Source organism: Methylobacterium terricola (genome assembly GCF_006151805.1).
Taxonomy (GTDB): domain Bacteria; phylum Pseudomonadota; class Alphaproteobacteria; order Rhizobiales; family Beijerinckiaceae; genus Methylobacterium; species Methylobacterium terricola.
Map to the genome: position 1 here is coordinate 555,588 of NZ_VDDA01000001.1, position 18,132 is coordinate 573,719.

Genomic DNA, 18,132 nt, shown 5'->3' on the forward strand with positions numbered 1-18,132 from the left:
CCGCTCGCAACCGCATTCGTGGCAAGGTCCCGTCATCGGGGTTTCGCGCCGCGCTGGCAAGCCGAGGCGCGGCCGCGAGGTGGGGACGGGCATGGGATCGGGTTGGTGGGAGCCGGTGCGCGACTATTGCGAGCGCACCGGGCCGGACTTGCTCTCCGAGCCGTTGAATGCGGTCTCGAATGCCGCCTTCATGGTCGCGGCGATCCTGCTGCTGCGCCGCGGCCGGACCCGGGACCCGGTCGCCGACGGGTTCGCCTGGCTGATCGGGGTGATCGGGATCGGCAGTCTCCTGTTCCACACGCTGGCAGTGCAATGGGCGATGCTCGCCGACGTGATCCCGATCGCATTGTTCATCCACGCGTATTTCTTCCTCGCCGTGCGGCGCTTCCTCCGATTCGGGGCGCTCGCGGCGCTCGCCGGGACGCTCGCCTTCGCGGTCGCCGCCGCCCTGTTCGAGCCGATCCTGTCGCACCTCGCCGGGCGGTCGCTCGGGACCGCCAGCAACGGTTCGGTCGCCTACGCGCCCGCGGCGCTCGCGCTGTTCGGCGTCGGCGCGGCGGCGCGGCTCTCCGGCAACCGGGCGGGAGCAGCGCTGATCGGCATCGGCGTCCTGTTCCTCGCTTCGCTCGCGGCGCGCACGCTCGACGCCGCCCTCTGCCCTCGCGTGCCCTTCGGCACCCACTGGCTCTGGCACCTGCTGAATGCTTGCGTGCTCTACGGTCTGGTGCGGGCGGCGCGTCGCGCCGGCCCGGCGGCTTGACGGTTCTGTCGCGGGCCGATCCGGCCGCCTGACGCCGCGGGACCCGGCTTCCTTGCACGGGTTCGGAAACCGTTGCAGAAGGACGCCGCTGCGGGGCCGCCACGGTTGCGGCCTTCACGCGCCTGCCTGCCCGGAATGCACGCCATGACTCAAGCCCTCCGCCTCGGCATCGCCGGTCTCGGCACCGTCGGAGCCTCCGTCGTCCGCATGGTCGCGCGCCGCGCCGAGGCGATCGGCGCCACCGCCGGGCGTCCGGTCACCGTCACCGCCGTCGCCGCCCGCGACCGCACGCGCGACCGCGGCCTCGATCTCGCCGGCGTGACCTGGTTCGACGATCCGGTCGCGCTCGCCCGCTCGGCGGACGTCGATTGCGTGGTCGAGCTGATCGGCGGTGCGGAGGGCAAGGCCCGCGAGACCGTCGAGGCGGCGCTCGCATCGGGCAAGCACGTCGTCACCGCCAACAAGGCGCTGCTCGCCCGTCACGGCCCAGGCCTCGCCCGCGCGGCGGAGGCGGCCGGAGTCGCGCTCGCCTTCGAGGCCTCGGCGGCCGGCGGCATCCCGGTGGTCAAGGCCCTGCGCGAGGCGCTGACCGGCAACCGGATCTCCCGCGTCTACGGGATCCTCAACGGCACCTGCAACTACATCCTGAGCCGGATGGAGCTGGAGGGCCTGACCTTCGAGGCCTGCCTGAAGGATGCCCAGGCGCTCGGCTATGCCGAGGCCGATCCGACCTTCGACGTCGAGGGCTTCGACACCGCCCACAAGCTCGCGATCCTGACCAGCCTCGCCTTCGGCACCGAGCTCGACGCCGAGGGCGTCTCGGTCGAGGGCATCTCGGCGATCACCCCCCTCGACCTGCGCATGGCCGACGAGCTCGGCTACCGGATCAAGCTGCTCGGCGTCGCCGAGGCGACGGCGGCCGGCATCGAGCAGCGGGTCCACCCGACCATGGTGCCGAAATCCTCGGCCATCGCCCAGGTGATGGGCGTGACCAATGCCGTCACCATCGACACCGACGCCCTGCGCGAGCTGACGCTGATCGGCCCCGGCGCCGGCGGCGAGGCCACCGCCTCGGCGGTGGTCGCCGACATCGCCGACGTGGCGGCCGGCCGGGTGCCGCCGGCCTTCGGCCGCCCGGTGGCGGCCCTGGCCGCCCCGGCCCGGGCCGAGATGCAGCGCCACGAGGGCGGCTACTACATCCGCCTCACCGTCCACGACCGCCCGGGCGTCGCCGCCGGCGTCGCCACCAAGATGGCCGAGCGCGAGATCTCGCTCGAGAGCATCCTCCAGCACCGCTCCGACAGCGCCGCGGCCCGCGACCGCCACGGCCGCTCGGGCCTGCCGGTGCCGCTGGTGCTGATCACCTACGCGGCGACGGAGGCCGCGATCCGGGCGAGCCTCGACGCCATGGCGGCCGACGGCCTCCTGTCCGAGCCGCCGCAGCTCATCCGCATCGAGCGCGAGTAGGGTCGGCGGAGGCGAGGGGCCGGCCGGTCATCCACCGATAACCGGCCCGTCGATTGACAGAATTCAGTTCAGCGGCGCCGGTTTCTCCTTTAAGACCCGGGCCCAAGGAACAGCAGGGATCACCAACGCATGTCGGACGCCAAGAAGCCGGGACCGAGCCAGGTCATCGAGCGCATCCTGACCCTCGAGCTGGTGCGCGTCACCGAGCGGGCGGCGGTGGCGGCGGCGCGCCTGCGCGGCCAGGGCAACGAGAAGGCCGCCGACCAGGCCGCCGTCGACGCGATGCGCCGCGAGCTGAACCGCCTGCCGATCGACGGCACCGTCGTCATCGGCGAGGGCGAGCGCGACGAGGCGCCGATGCTGTTCATCGGCGAGACCCTCGGCAACGGCTCGGGCCCGAAGGTCGACATCGCGGTCGACCCGCTGGAGGGCACGACCCTCTGCGCCAAGGACATGCCGGGCTCCGTCGCCGTGATGGCGATGGCCGAGGGCGGCACCCTGCTCGCCGCCCCCGACGTCTACATGCACAAGATCGCCATCGGCCCGGGCTACCCGGCCGGCACCGTGCATCTCGACGCCACCCCCGAGGAGAACATCCACGCGCTCGCCAAGGCGAAGGGCGTGCCGCCGGCCGAGATCACCGCGCTCGTCCTCGACCGGCCGCGCCACACCGACCTGATCGCGGCGATCCGCCGGACCGGGGCCGGCGTGCGCCTAATCTCGGACGGCGACGTCGCCGGCGTGATCTTCACGACGATGCCCGAGGAGACCGGCATCGACATCTATCTCGGCATCGGCGCCGCGCCCGAGGGCGTGCTGGCGGCGGGCGCGCTGCGCTGCATCGGCGGCCAGATGCAGGGCCGCCTGATCCTCGACACCGAGGAGAAGCGCGACCGCGCCGCCAAGATGGGCGTCGCCGACCCGAACCGCCTCTACGAACTCGAGGATCTCGCCCGCGGCGACGTCGTGGTGGCGCTGACCGGCGTGACCGACGGGGCGCTGGTCAAGGGCGTGAAGTTCGGCCGCAGCACCATCCGCACCGAGACGGTCGTCTACCGCTCGCATACCGGCACCGTGCGCCGCATCGAGGCCGAGCACCGCGACTTCGACAAGTTCCACCTGAAGTAGGATCGTCTGCCTATCGGCCGCGCCGGGATGCCGGCGCGGCCCTTGATCCTGGGGCCGTTCCCCACGACCCTGCGGCGTCTCTCCTCCGAGGAATCGCCGCCGATGCCGAGCCCGACCATCCGCCCGCTGCGCCCCGACGAGCGCGCCGCCTGGGATCCGCTCTGGCAGGGCTACCTCGCCTTCTACGGCGCCACGGTCGCCCCCGAGGTCACCGACCTGACCTTCGCCCGCTTGCATGACCCGGCCGAGCCGATGCACGCCCTCGTGGCCGAGCAGGACGGCACCGTCACCGGCCTCGTCCACTACATCTTCCACCGCTCGACCTGGACCGCCGGGCCCTATTGCTACCTCCAGGACCTGTTCACCGCGCCCGCCGCCCGCGGGCAGGGGGTCGGGCGGGCCCTGATCGAGGCGGTCTACGCCGCGGCGCGCGGGGCGGGGGCGAGCCGGGTCTACTGGCTGACCCAGGAGGCCAACGTGACGGCGCGGGCGCTCTACGACACGCTGGCGGACCGGCCGGGCTTCATCCAGTACCGGAAGGTGTTCTGATACCGCCGCGCCTTCGGACGGATCCGTTCGGCGGCGCAAGGCGCAACGCGCGAGGGTATGAGAACGAGGCTCAACGAAAAAGGCCCCCGGCACATCGCCGGAGGCCTCCGTCATCCTTAGGGCCGCGTCGCTCCTATCGGAACAACGACGCCATCCCGCCCTGCATCCGCCCGAGCCCTTGCTTGGCGACGGCATTGCCCTGGTCGATGGCGATGGCGCGCTGGTAGCTCTCCGTCGCTTCCTGGCGGCGGTTGGACTTCTCGTAGGCCAGGCCGCGATAGGCCCAGGAATCCGCGTCCTTGTTGTTGACGTTCAGCGCCGCGTTGTAGTCCTCGATCGCCTTGTCGTACTGGTTGGTGGCGATCAGGCTCTGGCCGCGGGCGGCGTAGGGCGCGGCCACGAAGGGGTTGCGGTCGATGGCGGCGTCGAAGTCGCCGATCGCCGAGCGGTGCTGCCCCTGCGCCTGCCGCACCAGGCCGCGGGCGTGGTAGGCCTCGGCCGATTCCGGCGTCAGGCGGATCGCCTGGCTGAGGTCGCTGTAGGCGGCCTCGTAGTTGCCCTGCGCCCGCTGCAGGTTGGCCCGGCCGATATAGGCGGCGGTGTAGTTCGGATCGGCGTTGATCGCCTTGGTGAAGTCCTGCAACGCCGCGTCGTTGCGGCCCGACTGGCGGTAGGCCAGGGCCCGGTTGCCGTAGGCCGAGGCCGAGTTCGGGTCGAGCTGGACCGCCTTGGTGAAATCGGCGATGGCCGAATCGAAATTGCCCGCCCGGGCATAGGCCGCGCCGCGGGTGTTGTAGGCCGCCGCGTCGCTCGGGTTGCGCTGGATCACGTCGGTCAGCGAGGCGATGTTGACCTCGGTCGCGCCGGACTTGTCGGCCTCGACCACCGCGAATTGCCGCGTCGCGGTCGCGCGGCTGACCGTATCGCAGCCGGCGAGCGCCAGCGCGGTCAGCACGGTCGCCCCCAGCACCCGGGCCGCCGGTGTCACGCGGCTCAAGCCGATCACGTTGTTCATCGCCCGCTCCCAAGGGGCGGCGCATCCTGTCGCGCCGCGCGCCATCGCCATTCGCACGCACGCGCCGCTTGAAGCCGCGGTTCCGGTGCCGGACATACCATTCCGGATCGGGGTGAACGCCGGCTTAAGGCGATGCGCGTCCGACGCTTGTGCGGTCCGATGTGGCGAAGGTGTGGCCTGCCGCCGCCGCTGCGGCAGGGGAGGTGGAGGCGGGGGATGGGTGTGGCAGGAAGGCCGCACCCGGTCGGGTCAGGCCCCGGTCGCGACCCGGGTCAGGTGGCCCATCTTGCGGCCGGGCCGCGCCTCGCCCTTGCCGTAGAGGTGGAGGTGGCTGCCCGGCTCGGCGAGGATCCGGGCCCAGTCGTCGGCCTGGTCGCCGATCAGGTTCAGCATCTCGACCGACGGGCCGGTCAGCGCCGGACTGCCGAGCGGCCAGCCGCAGATCGCCCGGACGTGCTGGGCGAATTGCGAGGTCTGGGCCCCCTCGATGGTCCAGTGGCCGGAATTGTGCACCCGCGGCGCGATCTCGTTGACCACCACCCCGGCGCGCCCGTCCGGCTTGCGGACCAGGAACATCTCGACCGCCAGCACGCCGACATAGCCGAGCGCGTCCGCGATGGTGCGGGCGATCGCCATCGCCTCGGCGGCGGTCTCCTCCGCCATGCCGGGGGCCGGCACGACGGTGCGGGCGAGGATGTGGTGGCGGTGCTCGTTGGCGCAGGGCGCATAGGCCGAGAAGCCGCCCTCGGCGGTGCGGGCGGCGACCACCGACACCTCGGCTTCGAACGGCACGAAGCCTTCCAGGATGGAGGGCTGGTCGCGCAGGGAGGCCATCACGGCGACGGGATCGAAGCCCGCCTCCCGCAGCATCACCTGGCCCTTGCCGTCGTAGCCGAAGCGCCGGGTCTTCAGCACCGCCGGCAGGCCGATCTCCCGCACCGCCTCCGTGAGGCCCGCGGCATCGTCCACCGCCCGGAACGGGGCTACCGGAATGCCGAGGCCGGCGACGAAGCTTTTTTCGGTCAGCCGGTCCTGCGTGGTCGCCAGCGCCGAGGCGCTCGGATGCAGCGGCCGGCGCGCCGCCAGCATCTCGGCGGTGTCGCTCGGGATGTTCTCGAACTCGTACGTCACCACGTCGACGGATGCGGCGAAGGCCTGGAGCGCCGCCGCGTCGTCATACGCCGCGATGGTACGCCGGCCCGCCACCTCGAAGGCCGGGCTGTCGGGATCGGGGCAGTAGATATGGGCCTTGAGGCCGTACTGCGCCGCCGCGACCGCGATCATGCGGCCGAGCTGGCCGCCGCCGATGATGCCGATGGTCGCGCCGGGGGCGATGGGGCCGGGGCTCGCGACGGGGGCGAGACGGGGGGGCGTCGTGCTCACGGGGCGCTCGTATCCGGGTGCTCGGCCACCGCCGCGCTCTGGCGGGCGCGCCAGGCGTCGAGCCGGCCGGCCAGGTCGTCGTCGGTCAGCGCCAGGACGGCGGCGGCCAGCAGCGCCGCGTTGACCGCGCCGGCCCGGCCGATGGCGAGCGTGCCGACCGGGATGCCGGCCGGCATCTGGACGATCGACAGCAGGCTGTCCTGGCCTGACAGGGCCTTCGATTCCACCGGCACGCCGAAGACCGGCAGCGGGGTCATGGCGGCGGCCATGCCCGGCAGGTGGGCGGCACCGCCGGCGCCCGCGATCACCACCCGGAACCCGGCGGCCTTCGCGCCCTTGGCGAAGGCGACCAGGCGGTCCGGGGTGCGGTGGGCCGAGACGATGCGGGCCTCGTAGGGAATTCCGAGGGCGTCGAGGGTCTCGGCGGCGTGGCGCATCGTGGCCCAGTCCGACTGGCTGCCCATGATCACCGCGACGGGGGGCGATGCCGCCATCGTCAAGCGCATCCTCTCGCAAAAAAGCCGCCAAGCCGCGCGAACGGGCCGCGACCGGTCATTCCCCCGCAGTAGCGGCGCGCCCGCGATGCCGCAAGCCGCTGCCGCCGTCTCCGCCGCCGTCAGGCGATGATGTCCGGGGTGAGCTGGTCCTCCAGGAAGGTGATGCGGTCGCGCAGCGACAGCTTGCGCTTCTTGAGGCGCTGAAGCTGGAGGCGGTCGCCGGCCATGACCCCGGACAGGGCCTCGATCGCATCGTCGAGGTCGCGATGCTCCTCCCGGAGCCGCGCCAGCTCGCTCTCGTACTCCGCCGCAGATTCCGCACTCAACTCGAACGCCATCGCCGCCCCAAGTCCTGGAGATATTCCGGGAGAGATGCGGCGAAGCATGAACCAGCCCCCGGCCTCCGGCAAGGGCGTCGCGCTGGCGCCGGGGAGGTTGTGCAGCGCCTCCTCGCTCCGCCGCGGACCCCCTCGCCGCGGCCCCGACGCCGCGGTGCTTTACGCAGGTGCAGCAACAAATGCCTTCGACATCCGCCACGAGCTGTGGCAGGCTGGGTGTGTCACCTACATGACAGGAGGCAATGGCTGATGTCGCTGCACACGCATCTCTCCGAGCTTGAGCGTAAGCACGAAGCCTTGGAGCGCGAGATCCAGGACGCGATCACCCACCTCTCCACCGATGACTTGCGAGTTGTAGAACTCAAGCGGCGAAAGCTTCACCTGAAGGATGAGATCAGTCGCCTGCGGACGTCCACCCGCGTGATGCACTAGCCCAGAGAACCAACCATGTGCCGCCGCGCCATCGTCCGGCGCGGCGGCCCCTGACGAACTGTCCAGGGCATGGGCGATGCGGCCTCGCTCCCTCAGGGATCGCTGGAGGCCTTGCCGGTGATGCAGAACGGTCCAGCCGGCGGCGCGCCAGCGGACCGGACGCCCGGCGGTTCCGGATCCCGGGTTCCGCTGCGCGGCCCCGGGAGGACGTCGGAGGGCTTCAGGTCAGCCGGCCCTGTCGAACAGGCCTTCTCAGAGCGCCTTCGCCATCTCCCGCAGCACGAATTTCTGCACCTTGCCGGTCGAGGTCTTCGGAAGCTCGGTGAACACCACGTGCTTGGGCACCTTGAAGCCGGCGAGGGACTGGCGGCACCAGCCGATCAGCTCCTCGGCCGAGACCATCTCGGAGCCCTTCAGCTCGACGAAGGCGCACGGGCTCTCGCCCCATTTCTCGTCGGGCTTGGCCACCACCGCGGCGGCCGCCACCGCCGGATGCTTGAACAGCGCCTCCTCGACCTCGATCGACGAGATGTTCTCGCCGCCTGAGATGATGATGTCCTTCGAGCGGTCCTTGAGCTGGATGTAGCCGTCCGGGTGCTTCACCCCGAGATCGCCCGAGTGGAACCACCCGCCCGCGAAGGCGGCCTCGGTGGCTGCCGGGTTCTTCAGGTAGCCGCGCATCACCACGTTGCCGCGGAACATCACCTCGCCGAGGGTCTCGCCGTCGGCGGGGACCGGCCGCATCGTCTCGGGGTCGAGCACGTCGAGGGCCTCGAGGGGCGGGTAGCGCACGCCCTGGCGCGCCTTGCGGGCCGCCTGCTCCTCCTTGCCGAGGGAATCCCAGTCGGCGTGCCACTCGTTCACCACCGCCGGGCCGTAGGTCTCGGTCAGCCCGTAGACGTGGGTGACGTCGAACCCGGCCTCCGCCATCCCGGCGAGCACCGCTTCCGGCGGCGGCGCCGCCGCGGTGAGGAACGAGACCCGCCGCGTCAGCTCCCGCCGCTCGGTCTCGGCCGCGTGGATGAGGAGCGACATCACGATCGGTGCGCCGCACAGATGCGTGACGCCGTGATCGGCGAGGGCGTCGTACATCGCCTTCGCCCGGACCTGCCGCAGGCAGACATGGGTGCCGGCCACCACCGACAAGGTCCAGGGGAAGCACCAGCCGTTGCAGTGGAACATCGGCAGGGTCCAGAGATAGACCGGGTGCCGGCCGAGATTCCCCGCCACCACGTTGCCCACGGCGAGCAGCGACGCGCCGCGATGGTGGTAGACCACGCCCTTCGGATCGCCGGTGGTGCCCGAGGTGTAGTTGAGCGTGATCGCGTCCCACTCGTCGCCGGGCATCGCCCAGGCGTAAGCCGGGTCGCCGGCCGCGAGGAGGTCCTCGTATTCGAGGCTGCCGAGGCGCTCCCCCGGACCGTCATATTCCGGATCGTCGTAGTCGATCACCAGCGGCGTGACACCGGCCTGGCTCAAGGCCGGTCCCATGATGCGGGCGAATTCCCGATCGGTGATCACCACCTTGGCCTCGCCGTGATCGAGGCAGAAGGCGATGATCCCGGCATCCAGGCGGGTGTTGAGGGTGTTGAGCACCGCGCCGGCCATCGGCACCCCGTAATGGCACTCGATCATCGCCGGGGTGTTGGCGAGCATCACCGCCACCGTGTCGCCCCGCCCGATGCCGCGGGCCTTCAGGGCCGAGGCGAGCCGCCGGCAGCGGGCATAGAGGTCGCGGTAGCTGCGCCTGAGGCCGCCATGGATCACCGCGGTGTGGTCGGGGAAGACGGCCGCCGCCCGCTCCAGGAAGGTGAGGGGCGTGAGCGGCTGGTGGTTGGCCGGGTTCCGGTCGAGGCCGTGGTCGTAGATCGTCGCGCCGGTCATGGGTCATCCTGCTCGCTGCCCGACGGAAGAGTACCCGCAGGCGCGAGGCGATCAATCCGCCTCCGGTCCTTACGAAAGTTCGACTTCCGGCCGCCCCGACCCCTAAACTATGGGGGTGAGCAGGCCGCCGGGAACGGGCGGCACCGGAGGAGACGCCATGGCGAGCCCGAGCCGCTACCCGGAGACCTACGCCGCCTGGCAGCGCGACCCGGAGGCGTTCTGGGGGCAGGCCGCACAGGCGATCGACTGGGTGACGCCGCCCGGCCGCGTCTTCGCGCCGGAGGAGGGGATCTACGGACGCTGGTTCCCCGGTGCCGCGGTCAATGCCTGCCACAACGCCATCGACCGCCACGTCGCGGCCGGACGCGGCGACCAGGCGGCGATCCTGTACGATTCGCCCGTCACCGGGACCAAGCGCCGGATCACCTATGCCGAGCTCCTGGGCGAGGTCGCGGCGCTCGCCGCCGTGCTGCAGGATCTCGGCGTGGGCCAAGGCGACCGGGTGGTCCTGTACATGCCGATGGTGCCCGAGGCCCTGTTCGGCATGCTGGCCTGCGCCCGCATCGGCGCCGTGCATTCGGTGGTGTTCGGGGGCTTCGCCGCCCGCGAGCTCGCCGCCCGCATCGAGGATGCGGAGCCGAAGGTGGTGCTCGCGGCCTCCTGCGGCATCGAGCCGGCCCGGGTCGTCGCCTACAAGCCGCTCCTCGACGAGGCCTGCCGGCTCTCGGCGCACAAGCCCGGTTCCTGCCTGATCCTGCAACGCCCGCAGGCACCCGCCGAGCTGGTGGCGGGGCGCGACCGCGACTGGGCCGAGGCGGTCGCGGCCGCGAAGGCGGCGGGGCGCGCGGCGCCTTGCGTGCCGGTCGCCGCCACCGACCCGCTCTACGTGCTCTACACCTCCGGCACCACCGGCAAGCCGAAGGGCGTGGTGCGCGATACCGGCGGCTACCTCGTGGCGCTGGCCTGGTCGATGCCGAACCTCTACGGCGTCGCCCCCGGCGAGACCTACTGGTGCGCCTCCGACGTCGGCTGGGTCGTGGGTCATTCCTACATCGTCTACGGTCCGCTGCTCCACGGCTGCACCACGGTGCTCTACGAGGGCAAGCCGGTCGGGACGCCGGATGCCGGCGCGTTCTGGCGCGTGATCGCCGAGACCGGGGCCGTCGCCCTGTTCACCGCGCCGACGGCGTTGCGGGCGGTGAAGAAGGAGGACCCGGAGGCGCGGCTGATGGCGGGCCACGACCTGTCGCGCTTCCGCACCCTGTTCCTCGCCGGCGAGCGGGCCGACCCCGACACCGTCCTGTGGGCCGAGCGGGCCTTGGGCGTGCCGGTCATCGACCATTGGTGGCAGACCGAGACCGGCTGGCCGATCGCCGCCAACCCGGTCGGGCTCGGGGCGCTGCCGGTCAAGCACGGCAGCCCGACCGTGGCGATGCCGGGCTGGGACGTGCAGGTGCTCGACGAGGCCGGCAAGCCGGTGCCGGCCGACACCATGGGCACGATCGCGATCAAGCTCCCCCTTCCGCCCGGCGCCCTGCCGACCCTGTGGCGGCAGGACGAGCGCTTCCGCGAGAGCTACCTCGCGACCTATCCGGGCTACTACAACACCTCGGATGCCGGCTTCCTCGATCCCGACGGCTACGTCTCGGTGATGGGCCGCACCGACGACATCATCAACGTCGCCGGCCACCGCCTCTCGACCGGCGGCATGGAGGAGGTGCTGGCCTCCCACCCCGCCGTGGCCGAATGCGCGGTGATCGGCATCAGGGACGCGCTGAAGGGCGAGGCGCCCTGCGGCTTCGTGGTGCTGAAATCCGGCGCCGCGCAAGCGCCGGACGTGATCGAGCGCGAATTGGTGGCGCTGGTGCGCGAGCGCATCGGCCCGGTCGCCGCCTTCCGCATCGCGCTCACGGTCGGGCGTCTGCCGAAGACCCGCTCGGGAAAGATCCTGCGCGGCACGATGAAGAAGATCGCCGACGGCGAGGCCTGGACCGTGCCGCCGACCATCGAGGACCCGGGCGTCCTGGAGGAGATCGGCGGGGTTCTTCGCGCGCGTGGGCTCGGATAGGGAAGGAGCCGGGTCACCACCCGGCCGCCGTCCCGTGCGGGCGGAGGGCGGCCGGGCCGGAGACGGGCAGGGCGGCGGCCTCGGCGAGCGGCATCGGCCGGCCGGTGAGGAAGCCCTGCACCCGCGTCACCCCGATGCTCCGCAGCACCGCGTACTCGGCGTCGGTCTCGACGCCCTCGGCGACGATTTCGCAGCCGATGCGGCGGCCATATCCGGTCAGCGCCTCGGTCAGGGCCCGGCGGGCCGAATGGGCGTCGATGGCCCGGATCAGGCTCATGTCGAGCTTGATGAACTCGGGGTTGAGGTCGAGGACGTGCCGCAACGTCGCGTGGCCGGCCCCGACATCGTCGATCGCGAGGCTCAGGCCCCGGCGCCGCAGCGGGCCGAGCCCGTTGCGAAGCGCCTCGTAGGACGGGACCGCCGCGTGCTCCGTCAGTTCGAGCACCAGCCTGTCGAGGGGCGCGCCCGCCAGCGCCTCGGCGAGATGCGGCGAGGCGAGGGCCGCCGGCGAGAGGTTGACCGACAGGTCGACCCCGGCGGGCAGCGCCGGAAGCGCGCGCGAGGCCGTGCGCAGGGCCAGGAACTCGAGCGCCTCGCCGAGGCCGGTCTCGGCCGCGTCCGCGAACCACGCGTCGGGGCCGCGCAGGGGCATCGCAGGAAAGCGCGCCAGGGCCTCGAAGGCGGCGAGGGTTCCGTCGGCCGTGCGGTAGATCGGCTGGAACACCATCCCGATCGCCTCGGCCGCGATCGCCTCGGCGATCCGCTGCCGCTTCGCCTCGTGCGCGCGCGCCGCCTCGCGGTCCTGCGACAGGATGGAATCCACGAGGTCGGCGCAGACGCGCAGGATACCGAGATCGCGGGTCGTCAGGCTGCGGTCGGGCGTGAAGCTGAAGCAGCACAGGGTCCCGTAGGGCTCGCCGCCCTCGTGGCGGAGCGGCACGCTCAGATGCGCCCCGACCGGCAGGTCGCGGGTGACCGGCATTCCCGCCGCGACCGGATCCTCGGCCGCATCGTGCATCAGCTCGGGCATCAGGCCCTTGGCCACGTAGTAGCAGAAGCTCTGATCGAGAGGGGCGGAAGTCCCCGCCACGACCGGGTTCACCACCGTCTCGGCATCCGAGATGCGAAAGACCCGGTTGCCGGCGACGAATTCCGAGACGAAGCCGACATCCATTGCCAGATGGCGGCGGACGGAGCGGAGAACCGACAGGATCTGTTCGTCGGCGGTCCCGGAATGGTTGCCGAGAGCAGAGCGCAGAGACATCGTTCGGTCCGACCTGACGGGTGGAGTGATTGCGGTCCATCAACCGGAGGCTGCGTCTCGCTGGGATCCGGGCGATCGCGCGCTTCCAGGTATCGAAAGTCTTGGTATAAAAATCCCGAGGGCGATACAAGCGATACGCCCTATACCCGGCCCGGCTTCGAGGCTATCATCGAGAGATTCCCAAGAACGCTCGGGAAGCGCGGCGATGCAGCGACGCGGTCCTGCAGCACATGTTAGATCCATGAAATGCAACCGCGCGCCTTGACGGTGTGATACGTGCGCCCCATGCTCCCGGGGAGTGTCCGTGTCCGCCCCGCGATCTCCCCGGACGCTCCGTCGCGGTCCGACGGTCGTGACACCGTGCCCCGCCCGCCATCCTGTCGAAGAGAGGTGTCGCCATGCTCGGCCCTGACCCCTGCGAGGGACAGCACCCTGCGAGTGCCGGGCCGGGCGTCGGGACCGTCGTCGCGGCGCGCAGCAGGGTGCCGGAACCGCTCCGGGCCGCCCTCGACCGGATCGAGCAGGGCCTGGCCGGGCTGATGCAGGGGGCGGACAAGCGCGAGACGATGCACGCCCTGCGCAGCACCCTGTCCGACATCTGCGCGCTGACCGAGCGCGATCCGCGGATCCAGCGTGCCGTGAAGCGGGTCGTGAGCGCCGGCGAGCGTCTGGCGGGTCTCGAGACGCCGTCGCTCCGGTCGCGGGCGGAAAGCGCGGCGCGCCGGGCGGCCGCGCGGGCGATCGAGGGGCTGGCCGCCGTCCTGGTCGATACCCGCCCGAGCCGGATCGCCACCAGCCTCGGCCGCGGCTGGTAGCAGGCTTCACGCGTTGCGTCGGGCCGTCCGCTCGCCCACGGGAAGCCCCGCCGCGCACGGGCGCCCTGCGCTGCCTGCCCTGGCGCGTGCCGCCGCCTCGCGCCACACTGGGGCATCCCCTCCTGGAGTATCTGCATGAGCAGCCCGCTTCTGTTCCAGCCCCTGCGCCTCGATGGCCTGGAACTGGAGAACCGCATCATCGTCGCACCGATGTGCCAGTACTCGGCCCGCGATGGCGCGGCGACCGACTGGCACATGATGCATCTCGGCCAGCTCGCGATCTCGGGCGCCGGGCTTCTGACCCTCGAGGCGACGGCGGTGTCGCCGGAAGCCCGGATCACCGCCGGCGATCTCGGCCTGTGGGACGACGGGACCGAGCGCGCCCTGGCGACGGTCCTCGACGCGGTGCGGGACTACGCGCCGGTGCCGGTCTGCATCCAGATCGCCCATGCCGGCCGCAAGGCGTCGAGCGAGCCGCCATGGCGCGGCGGCGGCCAGGTGGCGCCGGACTCCCCCCGCGGCTGGCTCACCGAGGCGCCGTCGGCCCTGGCCCATGCCGAGGGCGAGGTGGCGCCGCGGGCGCTCGACCGCGAGGACATGAAGCGCATCCGCGATGGCTTCGCCGCCACTGCCCGGCGCGCGGTGCGCCTCGGCATCGAGGCGGCGGAGATCCACGCGGCGCATGGCTACCTGCTGCACCAGTTCCTGTCGCCGCTCGCCAACCAGCGGACCGACGCCTATGGCGGCAGCCTCGAGAACCGGATGCGCTTCCCGCTCGAGGTGTTCGACGCGGTGCGGGAGGTGTTTCCGGGCGGCAGCCCGGTCTGGGCCCGGGTCTCGGCGACGGACTGGGTCGAGGACGGCTGGGAGGTCGAGCAGACCATCGCCTTCGCGGAGGCGCTGAAGGCGCGGGGGGCGGCCGCCATCCACGTCTCGACCGGCGGCGTCTCGCCCCGGCAGAAGATCGCGATCGCGCCGGGCTACCAGGTGCCCTTCGCCGAACGGGTGCGGGCGGCGACCGACCTCGTCACCATCGCGGTCGGGCTCATCACCGAGGCGCGCCAGGCCGAGTCGATCCTGGTCGAGGGCAAGGCGGATGCGGTCTCGCTCGCCCGCGCGATGCTCTACGACCCGCGCTGGCCCTGGCACGCCGCCGCGGAACTGGGCGCCCGGGTCCGCGCCCCGAAGCAGTACTGGCGCTCGCAGCCGCACCACCTCAAGGACCTGTTCAAGGAGTCGAGCTTCGGCCAGCGCTGAGGCTCGATCGAGGGTGGGACGGCCTTCAGCCGTCCTGCCCTTCCTCCAGCAGGATCTCGCGCTTGCCGGCATGGTTGGCGGGGCCGACGATGCCCTCGCGCTCCATCCGCTCCATCAGCGAGGCCGCCCGGTTGTAGCCGATCTGCAGCCGCCGCTGGATGTAGCTCGTCGAGGCCTTCTTGTCGCGCAGGACCACCGCCACCGCCTGGTCGTAGACATCGGCGCCGGGCTCGCCGAAGCCGCCGCCCTGGTCCATCACCGGGGCGTCGGCCTCCTCCTCGCCTTCCTCGGCGGTGACCGCCTCGAGGTAGGACGGGCGGCCCTGGCGCTTGAGATGGGCCACGACCTGCTCGACCTCGTCGTCCGAGCAGAACGGGCCGTGCACCCGGGTCGTGCGGCCGCCGCCCGCCATGAACAGCATGTCGCCCTGGCCGAGCAGCTGCTCGGCACCCATCTCGCCGAGGATCGTCCGCGAATCGATCTTCGAGGTCACCTGGAACGAGATCCGGGTCGGGAAATTCGCCTTGATCGTCCCGGTGATCACGTCGACGGACGGCCGCTGCGTCGCCATGATCAGGTGCAGGCCGGCGGCCCGCGCCATCTGGGCGAGACGCTGGATCGCCCCCTCGATGTCCTTGCCGGCCACCATCATCAGGTCGGCCATCTCGTCGACCACGATTACGATGTAGGGGAGCGGGGCGAGATCCATCATCTCGTCCTCGTAGACCGCCTCGCCGGTCTCGCGGTCGAAGCCGGTCTGGACGGTGCGGGTGATCACCTCGCCCCGGGCGCGGGCCTCCGCCACCCGGGCGTTGAAGCCGTCGATGTTGCGAACGCCGAGCTTCGACATCTTCTTGTAGCGCTCCTCCATCTCGCGCACCGCCCATTTGAGGGCGATGACCGCCTTCTTGGGATCGGTGACGACCGGGGAGAGCAGGTGCGGGATGCCGTCGTAGACGGAGAGTTCCAGCATCTTGGGATCGACCATGATCAGGCGGCACTCCTCCGGCGTCATCCGGTAGAGCAGCGACAGGATCATGGTGTTGATGGCGACCGACTTGCCCGAGCCGGTGGTGCCGGCGACGAGCAGGTGGGGCATGCGGGCGAGGTCCGCGATGATCGCCTCGCCGCCGATGTTCTTGCCGAGGCAGAGCGCGAGCTTCTGCTTGGTCTCGGCGAAGGCCGGGCTGCTGAGCAGCTCGCGCAGGTACACCGTCTCGCGCTTGGCATTCGGCAGCTCGATGCCGATGGCGTTGCGGCCCTGCACGACGGCGACGCGGGCCGAGACGGCGGACATCGAGCGGGCGATGTCGTCGGCAAGCGAGATGACGCGGCTCGACTTGGTGCCGGGTGCCGGCTCCAGCTCGTAGAGCGTCACCACCGGGCCGGGGCGCACCGCCAGGATCTCGCCGCGCACGCCGAAATCCTCCAGCGTCGATTCGAGCAGGGTGGCGTTCTGCTCCAGCGCGTCGGTCGAGACCGCGGCGCTCGGCGCCGGATGGCGCGGCTCGGCGAGCAGCGTCAGCGCCGGCATCTCGTAGGCATCCGGCGAGGCCGGGCCCGGAGCCGGGGCGCGACGGGTCTGGATCGGCGGGGGAGGGGGTGCGACGCGGCCGCGGGGCACCGGCTCCGCGCCGTCCTCGTCATCCTCGGGCTCGTCGTCGAGCGCGGGCTCGGTCCGGCGCGATGCCGGGGCCGCGCGCCGCGGCTCGTCCGCGAAGACCGGCTCGCGGCGGCCGGACTTGCCGGCCGAGTTGGCAGCGGACTTGCCGGCGGGACGCTCGGGCGGGCTCTCCGGCTCGTCCCAGCCCTCGGCCTCGCCGGGCTCGGCGAAGGCGCGGCGGGCGGCGAGTGCCGGCGAGTTGCCGGAATAGGGATCGGCGGCGCCCTGGCGCCAGGAGCCGTCGCGGACCGATTCGATCTTCTGGGCCACGGCGCTCCGGGCACTGATGGCGAGGTGGGCGAGCGCCCCCAGGGAGGCGAGGCCGAGGCCCGGCGACTCGTCGTCGTGGGGGGCCGGCGCGCGGCGGCCCTGCCGCTCGTCGTAGCGGCTCACCACCGGCGCGTAGGATTCGGCTTCGTCGTCGCCGTCCTCGTCCTCGATCAGCCCGAAGCCGCAGGCCCCGGTGAGGCTGACCACCGCGATCGCCGCGTAGAGGAAGCCCGCGAAGGCCCCGGCCGGGCCAGCGATCGCCTTGGCGGCGGCGAGCAGCGCGTCGCCGGCGACGCCGCCGAGACCGGTCGGCAGCGGCCAGCGCGCGGTCGGCGGGAGCGCGCTCGCCATGCCGCTCGCCGCGCCGAAGCCGATGATCCACAGGACGATCCGCAATTGCAGCCGCGCCAGCCGGTGGGTGCGCAGGAGCCGCATGCCCCACACCGCCGGCGGCAGCGCGAAGGCGAGGGCGCCGAGCCCGAGGAGCTGCATGCCGAGATCCGACACCACCGCGCCGCCGAAGCCGAGCAGGTTGCGGGCGGTGCGCGAGGTGGCGTGGTTGAGGCTCGGGTCGTCGATCGACCACGTCGCCAGGGCCACCGTGAAGCACGCCGCCCCGACGAGCAGGGCGAGGCCGGTGACCTCCGTCGCCCGCCGCGTCAGGAACGCGCGGAGCGTGTCGATGAGGCCATCGTAGGGCGATGCCGAGCGACGTAGCGAACGCATGCGGGACTGAACCGGGTACGCGGAACTGGACCATGAGGATGGAGCGATGCGGTTAATGCCCATTTAAGGCTAACTGCGTCTTGCGGCGTTGCCGGTGAGCGGTGCGAAGGCGCTGGATCTGCTAGGGTTTCCGGGGGAGGCACGGGTTCGGGCCGCAGGCTTACGGACCCGTCATCATGCCGTCGGTCGGATCAACGATGAGGGTCGCTCTCGCAGGCGCAGGGCCAGGATTCTGCGAGCGACGCTATTGCGCAGGGCCGTATATTGTCTCAAGGTCGCTCCGGCCAGCGCTTCTTCTCTCGTGCTTCTCGCGTCGTCATAAATGATAGACGACGCGAACTGGCTGTCGGTCAAATCATGTCGATCGGCCCCAATCCAGTTGTAGAAGTGCCACCTGGCGGGAAGCCTGGTTTTCAGGATCTCGCCCCCAAAGATGTCGTGAGCGGCCAAGCTCGTCACGTCGCACTGCCCCCTCGCCGGATTCTCCGGGAGCCACAGGCTGCTCGTCTCCACCGACCAGCACTCCGGCAGGATGGACCGTAGCATCGTGGGTGTGACGATCACGGTATCCTCCGAACCCTTCTGGGTGACGCGAAAAAGCCCCGGTGCCGTCGCA

The 18,132-nt window shown here is 71.7% G+C and carries 16 protein-coding genes; 8 read left to right on the forward strand and 8 right to left on the reverse strand.

Annotated features, from left to right (window positions below):
* Positions 1-91: 91 nt before the first annotated feature.
* The 4 genes from FF100_RS02420 (at position 92) to FF100_RS02435 (ending at position 3,904) form a co-directional block, all read left to right on the forward strand.
* Entirely contained in the window at positions 92-760 is a 669-nt protein-coding gene (locus FF100_RS02420) for a ceramidase domain-containing protein (RefSeq protein ID WP_139033950.1), read from the forward strand.
* A gap of 144 nt (positions 761-904) precedes the next feature.
* Positions 905-2,227: a homoserine dehydrogenase gene (locus FF100_RS02425; RefSeq protein ID WP_139033951.1), complete on the forward strand. Its 1,323-nt coding sequence runs from the start codon at positions 905-907 to the stop codon at positions 2,225-2,227.
* A gap of 129 nt (positions 2,228-2,356) precedes the next feature.
* Positions 2,357-3,355 (forward strand): class II fructose-bisphosphatase, encoded by a 999-nt coding sequence (gene glpX / locus FF100_RS02430; protein ID WP_139033952.1) that lies wholly within the window; start codon positions 2,357-2,359, stop codon positions 3,353-3,355.
* Positions 3,356-3,457: 102 nt separating this feature from the next.
* Complete coding sequence (locus FF100_RS02435) at positions 3,458-3,904, forward strand: GNAT family N-acetyltransferase (protein WP_139033953.1); 447 nt, start codon at positions 3,458-3,460, stop codon at positions 3,902-3,904.
* Positions 3,905-4,037: 133 nt separating this feature from the next.
* Here FF100_RS02435 and FF100_RS02440 read toward each other — a convergent pair whose 3' ends face one another.
* The 4 genes from FF100_RS02440 to FF100_RS02455 form a co-directional block, all read right to left on the reverse strand.
* Entirely contained in the window at positions 4,038-4,919 is an 882-nt protein-coding gene (locus FF100_RS02440; RefSeq protein WP_139033954.1) for a tetratricopeptide repeat protein, read from the reverse strand.
* Between the two features lie 249 nt (positions 4,920-5,168).
* Entirely contained in the window at positions 5,169-6,302 is a 1,134-nt protein-coding gene (locus FF100_RS02445; RefSeq protein ID WP_139033955.1) for a 5-(carboxyamino)imidazole ribonucleotide synthase, read from the reverse strand.
* Positions 6,299-6,796: a 5-(carboxyamino)imidazole ribonucleotide mutase gene (purE, locus tag FF100_RS02450; RefSeq protein ID WP_139033956.1), complete on the reverse strand. Its 498-nt coding sequence runs from the start codon at positions 6,794-6,796 to the stop codon at positions 6,299-6,301. The genes FF100_RS02445 and purE overlap by 4 nt, the downstream gene beginning before the upstream one ends.
* Before the next feature lie 122 nt (positions 6,797-6,918).
* A complete protein-coding gene (locus tag FF100_RS02455) occupies positions 6,919-7,137 on the reverse strand; it encodes a YdcH family protein (protein WP_139033957.1) in 219 nt (72 codons plus the stop codon).
* Between the two features lie 249 nt (positions 7,138-7,386).
* On the opposite strand from FF100_RS02455, the gene FF100_RS02460 reads away from it, so the two are divergent.
* Positions 7,387-7,569, forward strand: coding sequence for a YdcH family protein (locus FF100_RS02460; protein WP_139033958.1), 183 nt, complete (start codon positions 7,387-7,389; stop codon positions 7,567-7,569).
* Positions 7,570-7,821: 252 nt separating this feature from the next.
* On the opposite strand, the gene FF100_RS02465 is transcribed toward FF100_RS02460, so the two are convergent.
* The gene (locus FF100_RS02465; RefSeq protein ID WP_139033959.1) at positions 7,822-9,453 is read right to left on the reverse strand and encodes an acyl-CoA synthetase; all 1,632 of its coding nucleotides are present in this window, start codon (positions 9,451-9,453) and stop codon (positions 7,822-7,824) included.
* A gap of 157 nt (positions 9,454-9,610) precedes the next feature.
* Between FF100_RS02465 and FF100_RS02470 the strand changes: the two genes are divergently transcribed.
* Positions 9,611-11,521, forward strand: a complete 1,911-nt coding sequence (locus tag FF100_RS02470; protein WP_139033960.1) for a propionyl-CoA synthetase — start codon at positions 9,611-9,613, stop codon at positions 11,519-11,521.
* A gap of 13 nt (positions 11,522-11,534) precedes the next feature.
* On the opposite strand, the gene FF100_RS02475 is transcribed toward FF100_RS02470, so the two are convergent.
* Positions 11,535-12,785, reverse strand: coding sequence for a sensor domain-containing phosphodiesterase (locus FF100_RS02475; RefSeq protein WP_139033961.1), 1,251 nt, complete (start codon positions 12,783-12,785; stop codon positions 11,535-11,537).
* A 398-nt stretch (positions 12,786-13,183) separates the two neighbouring features.
* Here FF100_RS02475 and FF100_RS02480 point away from each other — a divergent pair, with 398 nt between their 5' ends.
* Both FF100_RS02480 and FF100_RS02485 read left to right on the forward strand, forming a co-directional pair.
* Complete coding sequence (locus FF100_RS02480; RefSeq protein WP_139033962.1) at positions 13,184-13,600, forward strand: hypothetical protein; 417 nt, start codon at positions 13,184-13,186, stop codon at positions 13,598-13,600.
* A 135-nt stretch (positions 13,601-13,735) separates the two neighbouring features.
* On the forward strand, positions 13,736-14,857 hold the full coding sequence (locus tag FF100_RS02485; protein WP_139033963.1) for an NADH:flavin oxidoreductase/NADH oxidase: 1,122 nt from the start codon (positions 13,736-13,738) through the stop codon (positions 14,855-14,857).
* Between the two features lie 25 nt (positions 14,858-14,882).
* On the opposite strand, the gene FF100_RS02490 is transcribed toward FF100_RS02485, so the two are convergent.
* On the reverse strand, positions 14,883-17,516 hold the full coding sequence (locus FF100_RS02490; RefSeq protein WP_139033964.1) for a DNA translocase FtsK: 2,634 nt from the start codon (positions 17,514-17,516) through the stop codon (positions 14,883-14,885).
* A gap of 174 nt (positions 17,517-17,690) precedes the next feature.
* Positions 17,691-18,062: a YunG family protein gene (locus FF100_RS38570; protein WP_139034289.1), complete on the reverse strand. Its 372-nt coding sequence runs from the start codon at positions 18,060-18,062 to the stop codon at positions 17,691-17,693.
* Between the last annotated feature and the right edge of the window lie 70 nt (positions 18,063-18,132).